This window comes from Prosthecobacter sp. (assembly GCF_020439865.1).
In the GTDB taxonomy this organism is placed as follows: domain Bacteria; phylum Verrucomicrobiota; class Verrucomicrobiia; order Verrucomicrobiales; family Verrucomicrobiaceae; genus Prosthecobacter.
In genome coordinates, this window is record NZ_JAGRPF010000237.1 from 1 (window position 1) to 11504 (window position 11504).

The window sequence follows — 11504 nt, forward strand, 5'->3', positions numbered from 1 at the left end:
AAGCCGGGCATGCCGGAGCCGCAAAACACCGGCTTCGTCTCCGATCTGCCCGTGCTCTACGATTTGATCGCACTCGCGCTGCAAACCGACTCCACACGCATCGCCACGTTTGAGATCGCGGGCGGATTCGAGGCGGCCGCCTTCGGTCTGCGCAAGGACTGGCATGCGCTCTCGCACCATGGTCAGGTGCAGGAGAACATCGACGGACTGCTGACGCTCGAGCAGTATCAGACCGAGCAGTTCGCCCGCTTCCTCGGCAAATTAAAGTCCATCGAGGACGGCGACGGCAACCTGCTCGACCACAGCATGGTACTCTTCGGCAGCGGCATGGCGAATGCCAACGCGCACACGAACCTGAACCTGCCCATCCTCCTTGCCGGCGGCGGCTTCAAACACGGCGAGCACAAGTCGTATCCGACGACCGGCCTCAACAAGCAGCCGCTCTGCAATCTGTATGTGACCATGCTGCAGAAGTTCGGTGTCGAGGTAGACCGGTTTGGAATCGGGAATTCGCGGCTGACAGACTTTGCCTGACGTGGTGACAAGATGGCCGGATGACAAGGTGACTATGAAGAAGATACGCAATCATCGTGACTTGGAAGTTTATCAGAAGGCGTTCGATGCAGCGATGGAGTTATTTCGTCTGTCGAAGTCGTTCCCAAAGGATGAAATGTATTCGCTGACAGATCAGATGCGCCGTGCGTCACGATCCGTATGCGCAAACCTCGCCGAAGCCTGGCGCAAGCGACGCTACGAAGCGCATTTCATCAGCAAGCTCTCGGATTCTGAAGCCGAAGCGGCTGAGACGCAGGTCTGGATCGAGTTCGCGGTCGCCTCCGAATACTTGGATCGAACCCAAGCTCGAAAACTCTACAAAACCTACGACGAGGTGATCGGCACTTTGGTTGGCATGATCAACCACCCGGAAACCTGGGTCATCCAGAAGCAAGGCAAACGGTCATGAGCCTTCGATTCAAGCCCCGCCTTCGCCACATTGTCACCCTGTCATCGTGTCACCTTGTCATCGTGGCATCCTGTCACCTTGCCATCGCGGCGCAGCCCCAGGATTTTCTGCGCAGCTACTGCATCTCCTGCCACGGTCCCGAAAAGCAGAAGGGTGACCGGCGCTTTGACCATCTCGTCATCCCGGCGAAGACCACGGAGCACGTGATCGATCTGCAGGACATCGTCGATCAGCTCAATCTCGGCGACATGCCGCCGAAGCAATCGAAGCAGCCTTCCGAGGCCGAGCGCAGTGCGATCGTGACCTCGCTGACGAAGGCGGTGGCCGAGGCACGGGCAACGTTGCGCAGCACGGGCGGACAGACGGTGCTGCGGCGGCTGAACAAGCGCGAGTACATCAACACCGTGGGCGATTTGTTCGCGCTCGACATGCGGCTGTTCGATCCGACGACGAAGTTTCCGCGCGACCAGATGGCCGAGCACATGGACAATCTCGGCGATGTGCTGCAGACATCGGGTTATCTGCTCGCGCAGTATCTAGACGCGGCGGATCAGGTGGTGGAGAAGGCCTTCAGTGTCGCTGAGCGACCACAGAAAAAGACATGGCGCTTTGACGGCAATTTCCGGCCGCAGCAGGAGCACACCTACCCGCACGGCCGCGTTTACAACAACCGCTACCTCTGCGTTTACGAAGTGCCGGACACGGAAAACCACGAAGGCGGCTACGGCTACATCCACGAGTTCAAACAAGGTGTTCCGGTGGACGGCGTGTATGAGATCCGCGTGAAAGCGCAGGCGATCAATCGCGTGCATCCATACGAGCAGCAGATCTTCAAGCGCGACACCGAGCAGCCGTTTCGACTCGGCATTGTGCCGGGCGATGTGAACGCCGGTCCACTTCATCATCCGCAGCCGATTGAACCCGAACTCGCTGAGGTCACGCTAAAGGACGGCGAACCCGAGTGGCACACGATGACCTTGCCGTTGAGTGCCGGACAAACACCGCGCTTCATCTTCCCGAACGGCATGGCGAACAGCCGTCGCGCCTTCGGCACGATCGCCCGCCAATACAGAGATCAGTGGCCGCCCGAGGAGCGCAAAGACCTCGGCATCTTCGAGGCGCGTCGTGTCGTGCTCAAATATGGCTTCATGCCGCACATCCGCATTCACGAGATCGAGATTCGCGGCCCCATCGTGCAAAACTGGCCGCCCGCATCGCAGCTTGCCGTGCTTGGCGAAAAGCCCTTCGCGCCTGAACGCACGCGCGAGATCCTGAAACGCTTCGCGGATCGCGCCTATCGTCGTCCGGCCACGGAAGACGAGGTGAACCGTCTCATGCGTGTCGTCGATGCGCGCGTCAAGGCAGGACACACGCCGTTTGATGCGATGAAAGACGGACTCAAAGCCGCGCTGTGCTCGCCTGCGTTTCTCTACGTCGCCAAAGCGGAAGCGAAGAACGAGAAACTCGGCGCGCATGCCTTCGCATCACGGCTCTCGTATTTCCTCTGGTCCACGATGCCGGACGATGAATTGCGAAAACTTGCCGACAGCGGCGAGTTGTTGAAACACGACGTCAAACTCGCGCAAACGCGTCGTTTGCTCGCCAGCCCGCGTTCAGACGCCTTCATCGAAGGCTTTCTCGATTCATGGCTCAATCTGCGCAGCCTCGGCGACATGCCGCCGGATCGCGATGCCTTCGCGCGATTCTACGCCGACGGCCTGAAACCGGCGATGAAACGTGAGACGCAGCTCTTCATGCGTCATCTGATCACCGAGAACGAAAGTCTCACGCGCTTCCTCGACGCCGATTACACCTTCGTGAATCAGGCGCTTGCCGACCTCTACAAACTCGGTCGCATCAGCGCGCCTGAAAGCGCGCATGAGTTTCGCAAAGTGAGCCTCACGGACTCGCATCGCGGCGGATTGCTCGGACAGGGCAGCGTTTTGACCGTCAGCGCGAACGGCATCGAGACCTCGCCCGTCGTGCGCGGCATCTGGCTGCTGGAAAACATCCTTGGCACGCCGCCGCCGCCGCCACCGGACAATGTGCCGCCGATCGATCCCGACGTGCGCGGCGCCAAGTCGATCCGTGACATCTTGACCAAACATCGCGAGAACGCCGGCTGCCTCGAATGCCATCAGAAGATCGATCCGCTCGGCTTCGCGCTCGAAAACTTCGATCCCATCGGCCAGTGGCGCACGAACTACATTCAGGGCAAGAAGCTCGGCCCGAAAATCGACGCGGCAGGCGAGCTGCCGGACGGCAAATCATTCCAGGATGTCACCGGTCTCAAAAAGATCCTCCTCGCCCGGCAGGATCAGTTTGCGAAGATGCTCACCGAAAAACTGCTCAGCTACGCCTGCGGTCGCCGCATCGAAGGCGGTGACCGTCCGCAGGTCGATGCCATCCTCGCCGCTGTCGCGAAGGACAAGCAGGGCCTGCGCACGCTGGTGGAGCAGGTGGTGTTGAGCGAGACGTTTGGCGGGAAGTGATCGCGCACCGGACGTCCCTACTCTTCAGAACAACCGGCCATTTTGGTATCGCTCTACGTTCGCCGTCGTGGTAATCAACGGCCACGCGTATGAGACTTATTGTCGCCCTTGTCGTTGCCGCATCCATTCTCACGGTTCTGCTGTACCACTTCGGGCAGCACAACGAAGCGCCTCAGAAGGTTGGAAATTCGTCCGCAGCGACCAGCAAAGAGATCTCCAACGTCACCGAGGTCGCGAAGGCCAAACAGCAAGTGTCGGCCAAGAGCGCCAAAACTAGGATGACACCAGAGGAAATGAAGAAAAAAGAGGCGGAACTCCTATCTAGAATGGCGAAGCTCACTGAGCCTGAGGAGGCGCGCAAAAAGCTTCAATCGACGATGGCGAGACGCGAACCTGGATATCGCGCCTTGTTTGATGCGTGGCAACTGGACCCGCAAACCTCGCAAAAGATCATGCAGATGATCTGGGACCGGGATTGGGAGCAGGAGTTGTGGATATTGAGGCCAGAGGCTTCGAATGTGGAAACGTCGCGAGCGAGTTCCGAAGAAAAGCGAGGCAAAAAGTATCTCTGGGACAGTCACCTCGCTGATCTCATTGGCGACGAACGGTTCAGACGGTTACGCAAGGTGGAGGACGACGACCAGGCGAGCATGGAGATACAATTCAGGAAGATCCGTGGCTTGGACGATTAGTGCAGAGCGGATGAGTTCCTCCCTCGACCCCCTTCTTCACTCCTTCACCTGCGCCTTGAGCGTCTTCTGCCAGTCGGGATGCTGCTTCTTGTAGTCTTGAAACGACTCGTGTTCCTTGAGAGAGATCTTCCCGTCCTTGTCCGTGTCGATGAAAGGAAACAACCACTCCCAGCCGGGCTTTGAATCGTTCCACGCCTGCTGCGAAGCAAATTCACCGGTGGTGATGCCGCCTTTATGACGCGGCTTTGCCTGCGCCGCGAGTTCATCGGTCCATTCGAGAATCTGGCCGCGTTCGAGGAGACGCGAGCGCAGTTTCTTGAAGTCGATGCTTTGCACGGAGGTGTTGGAACGGATCGCCTGTGATGCCGCGACGCCCGCAGACTCGCCGAGCACGCAGAAGACCGGCTCCATGCGCGCGGAGGCGTAGGCGATGTAGCTGGCGCTGAAGCACACGGGCACGAGGAGGTTGGTGCATTCATCCGGCTTCGGTGTGAGTGCGCGATACGAGACAGGATACGGATGCCCGGTGCCCTGCGAGCCGCCGACGAACATGTTTCCCTCCGTGGCGACGCCGGTTTGTCCGCTCTCGTTCGCGACGACGTAGCGACGCACGGGATAGATGTCCACGCCGTAGAGCGCGAGACCCACGCCGTCGTCGGCTTTCGTTTGATTCCACACATCGGCGAGCGTGAGGATGTAGGGCCCCTTCATGCGGCGCGTGATGCGCACATAGAGCTGATTCGGCCAGCCGTCGGTGTCGGCGTGCATCGTCTTGTCGCGACCGAGTTCTGCGGTCTCCTTGCGAAACGCCTCAGGCACGCGCGCATCGGTGCTGAGAAACTCATGCAGGCCGCTGAGGTAATCCATGTGCTGACGCCACACCTTCGATCGCGCCTCCCACGTGCCGTCCTGATAAAAGCGGCTCACGCCCAGCGGCGCCATCGTGATCAAGGAGTCGCGCTTGTAATTGTATTCGCCGCTGTTCATCCAGCCGGGAAAGATGTCACGCAGGCGCTTCATCAGTTTGGCTTCGTCGCCTGGGATCGTGCTGACGAGATACTCGACATAGCGGCCGACGAGTTCGAAATCCTTTGCGCTGTATTCCGCGGGCTTTTCAAACGGCACGCGCATCTCCGGATCACGCGTGACGTAGTAACGGAAGTTGTAGGCCTGCGTGTAATCATCCGCCGCGCCCTTCGGCAAACCGTGATCCGCCTCCACCCACGGCAGCAATCCGCTCTTCGGATCGCCGGGCACAACATACGGATCGATCGGCGTCCAGTTCGTCGTCGGTCCCACGCCCGCGAGTTCCTCCTGATACGTATCCGCCGACTCGCGCCCCACCGCATACTTCACGCCCGCCGCCGCCATCACATCCCCCTCGTAGCTCGCATCGATGAAGACCTTCGCCTCAATCGTCGAAACATCCTTGTGCTTCGCCGTCGGCGCAGGAACGCCATTTTTGTCAGGGGGCGCGAGCTCGAGAATTAGTTTCGCGATGCTCGTGCCCGCTTTCTCCACACGCTGCACCCGCTGCTCGTAGATCACGGGAATCTTCTCCTCCGCCAGCCAGTCGGCAAAATCCTTGCGCAGCACGTCCGGCTGCCGGCCCATCTTGAACACGCGCGAGGTCGTCAATCCGCCGACCGCCACCGGTTCCGCGCAATCCTGCATCGGCTTGATCCCCGCGCCGAGAATGCCGCCCACCCAACGGCTCGGCTCCACGATGAGCACCGAGCAGCCCTCCTGCTTCGCCGTAACTGCAGCGACGATGCCCGAAGGTGTGGCACCGTAAACGCAGACGTCCACGCGCTGAGGTTCGGCGGCGTGAGTGACGAGCGCCGCTGCGGCATACAACGCGAGGAAGAAGGAGGTGAGGCGTTTCATGGAGGAGAGCGTTTGACCAAGAAGGCGATGAATCAAGCGCAGTTGTCGCGGATGAGTCGATCTGTTGAAACCGTTTGTCGGGAAGTCGGTGAGAAAGGATGCGGAGGCGCGTCGTTTGGGTTTCTGCATGACTTACCCGACCGCGCTTTTCCTTTTCGCCTTCGCCGCGACCGCCGCTTTCACTTCCGCCCAGGTTCCGCTGGAGGAATACAGCACGAACCACGTCACCCACGGGCCGATGCTCGGACTGGTGACGGAGAACAGCGTGCGAGTGTGGGCCAGAACACACAAGGCGAGTGAGTTCACGGTGCATTACGGCACGACGGAGGCGCAGCTCGATCAAGCCTCGGCGCCGGTGCGGACGACTGCGGAGCATGATCACACGGGGTCGACCACGCTCACGGGATTGAAGCCGGGCACGATGTATCATTACCAAATCTACATCGGCAAGGTGCCCAGCGGACCGGCGGGCAGCTTTCTCACGTTGCCTGGCATCGAGGAACACCGTGAGGCGACCTACAATCCGAAGGGTCTCTTCAACTTCCGCTTCCAGTTCGGCTCCTGTGCGAACCAGAATCCGAAGAACGGCATCGGTCCGAGCCTGCCGGCGCATGGGACGATGATGCGCGAGCTGCATGGCAAGTCGCTGTTCTCGATCATGAACGGCGACTTCATTTATGAGGAGCATCGCTCCATGCCGGTGTCCGACTGGCTCATGGAGGTCGGCTTGAAGCCCGAGCAGACGCCGAAGATTCTCGATCTCGCGCCGAATGTCGTCGGTGTGTGGGAGAACTACAAAACCTACCTCTCGCGCGGCCTGAACATGGCGACGTATCAGCGCAACATGCCCACCGTGTTCACCTTCGACGACCACGAACTCGTCAACGATCTGCGCGGCTGCGGCACGACCGGCTTTCGCGAGCGCCGCGCCGTATTTCGCGACATCGGCATCCGCGCGTGGGAGGACTACGCCGGATGGGCGAACCCGTATGAGACCACGCAGGACATTCACTTTGGCAAGGCGACGCTGAAGAAGGGCAGCGACATCCTCGTGGATGAGAGCGCCGACTTCACCAAGATCGACCTGAAGCAGGCGGCGAATCTGCACGTGCACTGGGGCAAGATCACTTCTGGCGAAGACGACATCCGCCTCGACAACGAACCGCCAGGTAATCCGAACGCCGGTGTGTTCGGCATCGCCGAAGTGCTCGACGCGCATCGTCTGCGCATCACGCCTGCGGCCTACGCGGACAGCACGGGTTCGTATTCCATCGGCCGTCAATCGTATGGGAAGTTCACCGTGGCGAACTGCGACTACTTCATTCTCGACTGCAAAACCAACCGTCAGATGCACGATCCGAAAAACCCCGGCAAGAAAGGGCTCACGCTGCTGGGTGAAGGACAGAAAAAGTGGCTGCTCGATTCGATGCGCGCCAGCAAGTCCGACTTCTTTTTCGTTGTGTCGTCGGTCAATTTCATGATCTCGCACAACGGCGCCGGCGGCCATGAATTCACCGAAGGCAAGGACGAGGCGTGGACCTCGATGCTGGCCGAGCGCGAGGAGCTGATCGACGCCTTTGACGCCTTGAAGAAGCCCGTGTGCATCTTCACCGCCGACTTGCACAACAGCTTCGCCATCAAGATCACCGACCGCGTGTGGGAGTTCGCCTCCGGCCCGCTGAACTCCGTCAATCATGTTCCCAAGAACGACGAAGGCGACCGCCCCGCCACCGGCCTCTACAAGTCCGGCCCGCGCATCTGCGACATTCGCTGGTCGAGCTACATCCTGCCGGACCTCGAACGCCCGCAGCGCATGTATCCTTATTACTGCACCGTGCAGGTGAACAATGTCTTCAACATGCCACAGCAGCTCGGCGGCACGCGTTGGGTGGCTTACCCGAATCCGCAGATCATCTTCCAATACTTCGACGGCCGCACCGGCGAGCACGTTTATTCGGAGGCGATCAGCACCGTTCGCGATCCCAAATGAAACGACTCCTTCGGTGGCTGCGGTATCCCGCGCTCGTCATCACGGCACTGCTCATCGCCGCAGGCTGTGCGAACCGCGTGCCGAATCTGCCGGTGCCTGCGAACGTGACCAAACGTACCGAGAAGCTCACGCTGCAGGGCAAAGAGAAGCCGGTGGACTTCTACCTGCCGCAGAACGTCGAGAAAGCGCCCGTCGTCATCGTCTCCCACGGCTTCACGCGCCATCGTCGTGTCATGGCCGGCTGGGGGATTCTCCTCGCGCAGCACGGCATGATCGCCGTCGTGCCGAACCTGCCGTTCTTTGCAAACCAGACCGGCAATTCGCATGCGATTGACGAGTTGATCGCTCTCGCGCATGAGCCGGGACGCATCAGCAAGCCGTCGCCCAATGGCGATGTGGCGCTCATGGGACACTCGGCGGGTGGATACGACACGGTGCTCGCCGCGTCGCGCGCCAGGAACGTGCGCTGCTGGATCGGCCTCGATCCTTCAGACTTTGGCAATCGCGGCCTCGACGCCATCCACGCGATGCACTCTCCCGGCCTCATGCTGCTCGCCGAACCCGGCTTGTGGAACCAGCATGCCAACGCGCTTTCGTGGCTGGAGAAACCCGCCGCACCGCTGACGGCCCTGCGCATTCACCATTCCACGCACTGCGATTCCGAAAATCCATCCAGCCCGCTCGCGAACGTGCTCTGCGGACGAACGGACGCCGGACGACGTGCGATCTACGAACGCTACGTGCTCGCCATGCTCAAGCAGAATCTGTTTGGCGATGCCGCTTCTGCCAAAGTGCTGCGCATCGCTCCGCAGGACACTTCGGTTTCGGTGCTCGCGTCGCCTCAAGGCGCAAAAGCGGAATGATTCGCCCCTGCGCCTCGTTAAAAACAATCCGCCATGAGATCCACCTTCCTTGCACTTCTTCTTGCCCTGAGCTCGTCGCTCTTCGCCGCTTCGCAGCCAAACATTCTCATCATGCTCGTCGATGACATGGGAGTGATGGACACCTCGCTGCCGTTTTTGACCGATGCGTCTGGCAAACCGAAGCGCTATCCGCTCAATGACTGGTATCGCACACCGAACATGGAGCGCCTCGCGGCGAAGGGCATCCGCTTCAACAACTTCTGCGCCATGAGCGTGTGCTCGCCCACGCGCATCAGCATCATGACCGGCCAGAACGCCGCTCGTCATCGCACCACGAACTGGATCAATCCCGATAACGACAACGCCGGCCCGCAGGGACCGCCGGACTGGAACTGGAAGGGCCTCCACAAAGGCGATGTCACGCTCCCGGGTCTTCTCGAAGGTGCGGGCTATCGCACGATCCACGTTGGCAAGGGCCACTTCGGTCCTCGTGCATTTGACGGCGCGAATCCGGCGAATCTCGGCTTCGACATCAACGTCGCCGGCGCCTCCATCGGCGCGCCCGGCAGCTACTACGGCATGCAGGACTACGGCGGGAAGAATCCCAAGCGCGCGAAGGCGGCCGTGCCGGGCCTGGAGAAATATCACGGCACCGACACGTTCCTCAGCGAAGCGCTCACGATCGAGGCCAAGGCGCGCGTGGATGAGGCCGTAAAGGCCGGCAAACCCTTCTACCTCTACTTTGCCCACTACGCCGTTCATGCGCCCTTCGATTCGGATCCGCGTTTCGCTGATCATTACAAGAACAGCGACAAGCCCCAGCAAGCGCAGGCCTTTGCCACGCTGATCGAAGGCATGGACAAGTCGCTCGGCGACATGCTCGACCATCTCGATGCTCTCGGCGTCGCGGACAACACGCTCGTCCTGTTCCTTGGCGACAACGGCAGCGATGCGCCGCTCGGCAACGAACACGCCGTGGCCTGCGCGGCGCCGTTGCGCGGCAAAAAAGGATCGCACTACGAAGGCGGCATGCGCGTGCCGTTCATCGCGGCTTGGGCCAAGGCGGATCCCGCCAATCCGAATCAGAAGAAGCTGCCCATCGCTGTAAACGCGATCCAGAGCCAGCAGGCGGCCGTGTATGACATGTTTCCGACGATCCTCAACCTCGTCGATGTCAAAGCACCAGCGAGTCACGCCCTCGACGGCAAACGCCTCGACACCCTGCTCACCGGCAAGGCCGACAACAGCCGCGATGAGAAATTCCTGATGCACTATCCGCACTCACCGCATCGCACGAACTACTTCACCGTCTTCCGCGATGGCGACTGGAAGGTGATCTACCACTACTTCCCCACCGAGGTGTCCGAAGGCAGCCACTACCAGCTCTACAACCTCAAGGACGATCCCTTTGAGCAGAAAAACCTCGCCACGACGAACCCCGCCGAATTGAAGCGCCTCATGCAGGGGCTGATCGCCGGACTCGAAGCACAGCACGCGGTTTATCCGGTCGAGAAGGGTACGACCACGCCGGTGAAGCCGCAGTTGCCGTGATCAGCTCCAGCTCTCTTCGCGATACGCCGCCGGTGAGGTATTCCGATACTGGCGCAGCATGCGGCTGAAGTAGTGCCGGTTCACCAGACCGCACTGCTCAGCGATGGTCTCGATGCTGTCCTCCGTGTGGCGCAGCTGACGGCAGGCCTCGTCGAGCCGGTAGTCTAGCAGCACGCGCATCGGCGGCTGCTGCAGCTCCTGCTGGAAGAGATGGTTCAGATTTCGCACGCTCAGTCCGGCATGCCGCGCGACCTGTTCCGCCGTCAGCTTGAGCCCAAGATGCTGGTGCATGAACTCCATCGCACGCAGCACACGCGCGTCGAGCCGTTGCTTTTCCCACACACCGTCAGGCAGGCATCGCACCGCCTCAACGACGAGCTGGATGGAAAGCCATGGAAAGCGCACATCCGCCTGGCGTTTGCTCTGCTTGATCAGGCCCGCGAGCAGGCTGCGCATGTGTGCGCTGGCGGGAAAACGGTGGATTCCCGGCGCGGCGCGGTCCGCCACAGGGCCGAGATTGAAATGCGCGTACCATTTGCTGAAGGGGCGGCTCGTTGTCGTGCTGAAGGTCGTGTGTGGCGGAATCAGATACACGTGGCCGGGTTTGAGCGATGTCTTCTCGCCGTCGATCTCCACCACGCCGCCCTCGCTGACCGGCCAGTAGAGGCGCCAGTAGGGATCGTTCAGCCGCCGCAGCTCCCACTGCTGGAGTTCGATCTTGCGCGTGGTCAGAATGTCCACCGTCACGCCGGGCAGCGCCACGGTGCGATGGCCCTGCACGCGATGCGCGGAACCAGCGGGCACGAGGCTGAGGATGCTGTTCTTCGATTCCGTGGCCATTGCAAAATCCGACACAAGTCTGGCGGGTCCGTGCATGGACGGCAAGCCGGGAATGCATAAGAAAGCAGGTTCATCCAACCCACACATCCATCATGGCCGACATTCAAATCAGCGCAGCAGACAAGAAGGAAAAGGAATTCTTCACCCACGTCCCCCAGGAGGCCCCCGGCTTCTTCCTCAAGGGCTGCCACCAGTATGACTGGGGCCTCAAGAACCGCCTCAGCA

9 protein-coding genes are annotated in these 11504 nt (G+C 60.6%); 7 read left to right on the top strand and 2 right to left on the bottom strand.

Going from position 1 to position 11504, the window contains the following annotated elements; genetic code table 11:
- From KDL09_RS24915 to KDL09_RS24930, 4 genes are all read left to right on the top strand, one after another.
- Nucleotides 1-534, top strand: a 534-nt coding sequence (locus KDL09_RS24915) for a DUF1552 domain-containing protein (RefSeq protein ID WP_294391552.1), incomplete at its 5' end; no start/stop codon positions are given.
- A gap of 34 nt (nt 535-568) precedes the next feature.
- The gene (locus KDL09_RS24920) at nt 569-964 is read left to right on the top strand and encodes a four helix bundle protein (RefSeq protein WP_345781111.1); all 396 of its coding nucleotides are present in this window, start codon (nt 569-571) and stop codon (nt 962-964) included.
- Nucleotides 961-3456 carry a DUF1592 domain-containing protein gene (locus tag KDL09_RS24925; RefSeq protein ID WP_294391554.1) on the top strand — a complete coding sequence of 832 codons (2496 nt, stop codon included), beginning with the start codon at nt 961-963 and terminating at the stop codon, nt 3454-3456. The genes KDL09_RS24920 and KDL09_RS24925 overlap by 4 nt, the downstream gene beginning before the upstream one ends.
- A gap of 89 nt (nt 3457-3545) precedes the next feature.
- Nucleotides 3546-4148: a hypothetical protein gene (locus KDL09_RS24930; protein ID WP_294391556.1), complete on the top strand. Its 603-nt coding sequence runs from the start codon at nt 3546-3548 to the stop codon at nt 4146-4148.
- A gap of 36 nt (nt 4149-4184) precedes the next feature.
- On the opposite strand, the gene KDL09_RS24935 is transcribed toward KDL09_RS24930, so the two are convergent.
- Entirely contained in the window at nt 4185-6035 is a 1851-nt protein-coding gene (locus KDL09_RS24935) for an FAD-dependent oxidoreductase (RefSeq protein ID WP_294391559.1), read from the bottom strand.
- A gap of 127 nt (nt 6036-6162) precedes the next feature.
- Between KDL09_RS24935 and KDL09_RS24940 the strand changes: the two genes are divergently transcribed.
- From KDL09_RS24940 to KDL09_RS24950, 3 genes are read left to right on the top strand one after another with little or no spacing between them, the layout of a single operon-like run.
- The gene (locus tag KDL09_RS24940; protein ID WP_294391561.1) at nt 6163-8025 is read left to right on the top strand and encodes an alkaline phosphatase D family protein; all 1863 of its coding nucleotides are present in this window, start codon (nt 6163-6165) and stop codon (nt 8023-8025) included.
- Nucleotides 8022-8888, top strand: a complete 867-nt coding sequence (locus KDL09_RS24945; RefSeq protein ID WP_294391562.1) for a hypothetical protein — start codon at nt 8022-8024, stop codon at nt 8886-8888. The genes KDL09_RS24940 and KDL09_RS24945 overlap by 4 nt, the downstream gene beginning before the upstream one ends.
- Before the next feature lie 33 nt (nt 8889-8921).
- A complete protein-coding gene (locus KDL09_RS24950; protein ID WP_294391564.1) occupies nt 8922-10439 on the top strand; it encodes a sulfatase in 1518 nt (505 codons plus the stop codon).
- On the opposite strand, the gene KDL09_RS24955 is transcribed toward KDL09_RS24950, so the two are convergent.
- Nucleotides 10440-11315, bottom strand: a complete 876-nt coding sequence (locus KDL09_RS24955; protein WP_294391567.1) for an AraC family transcriptional regulator — start codon at nt 11313-11315, stop codon at nt 10440-10442.
- Nucleotides 11316-11504 lie beyond the last annotated feature (189 nt).

Coding starts and splice junctions, on each gene's coding strand:
- KDL09_RS24920 (WP_345781111.1), top strand. CDS start 569: ATGAAGAAGATACGCAATCATCGTGACTTGGAAGTTTATCAGAAGGCG.
- KDL09_RS24925 (WP_294391554.1), top strand. CDS start 961: ATGAGCCTTCGATTCAAGCCCCGCCTTCGCCACATTGTCACCCTGTCA.
- KDL09_RS24930 (WP_294391556.1), top strand. CDS start 3,546: ATGAGACTTATTGTCGCCCTTGTCGTTGCCGCATCCATTCTCACGGTT.
- KDL09_RS24935 (WP_294391559.1), bottom strand. CDS start 6,035: ATGAAACGCCTCACCTCCTTCTTCCTCGCGTTGTATGCCGCAGCGGCG.
- KDL09_RS24940 (WP_294391561.1), top strand. CDS start 6,163: ATGACTTACCCGACCGCGCTTTTCCTTTTCGCCTTCGCCGCGACCGCC.
- KDL09_RS24945 (WP_294391562.1), top strand. CDS start 8,022: ATGAAACGACTCCTTCGGTGGCTGCGGTATCCCGCGCTCGTCATCACG.
- KDL09_RS24950 (WP_294391564.1), top strand. CDS start 8,922: ATGAGATCCACCTTCCTTGCACTTCTTCTTGCCCTGAGCTCGTCGCTC.
- KDL09_RS24955 (WP_294391567.1), bottom strand. CDS start 11,315: ATGCACGGACCCGCCAGACTTGTGTCGGATTTTGCAATGGCCACGGAA.